The sequence below is a fragment of the Aerococcus sp. L_32 genome, assembly GCF_050689315.1.
On record NZ_JBOEQF010000920.1, the window covers coordinates 1 to 735 of the forward strand.

A 735-nucleotide genomic window follows, 5' to 3' on the forward strand; every position below is an offset into this window, starting at 1 on the left:
AACTATTCTGGCGACAGCTTTAGTAGATACGGGTTCTCGTATGGATGATATGATTTATGAGGAGTTCAAGGGAACGGGTAATGCTGAGATTCACTTATCTCGTGACTTGGCAGAGTCTCGTGTCTTCCCAGCGATTGATATTCGTCGTTCGTCTACACGTAAGGAAGAGTTGTTGCATGATGAGTCGACCTTGAAAGTTTTATGGAAATTGCGCCAGACGATGAAGGGCGATATGTTGGTTTATACCAATGAAATGCTGAAGGAAATGAAGAAAACTGAAACTAATGACCAGTTCATTGACCGACTTGGTACCTTTTTAGATAAGGGGAAAAAGGGTAAATAGGCTGATTTCTAATAGCCTTTAGAAATTAAAGTCTTAGATAAAAGGCATTCGGGCTTCACTATACCTGTCTGCCTTGCAGCGCTCGACTTGCGGAGGGACTGGTTAAGGTTGGTTATGATATCTGCCTCCAAAAGTCAGAAGTGACTGCGTTTCATAATATGCTACAGTACCTGGTAGATATTGATCGACTTTTGTTCCAACGTTCCTCTCTAAACGACTTTTGCCGTATCTCAATAATGGCCTTATCACTTGCTGGAATTTTAAGGGAAGTGATAAAATTCTACTTGAAAGTGATAGTTCATTATGATAGACTACTCGTGTTATGTTAAAAATAATCTCTGGGCTGCAGAAGTTCAGGGCGAAAAGGAGAGTATGTACAAATGAAACAAGAA

1 pseudogene is annotated in these 735 nt (G+C 40.4%); it reads left to right on the forward strand.

Annotation, left to right across the window (positions count from 1 at the left end):
- Window positions 1-343 (forward strand): annotated as a pseudogene (locus ACRCJ0_RS17370) (transcription termination factor Rho); the annotation flags it as partial.
- Between the last annotated feature and the right edge of the window lie 392 nt (window positions 344-735).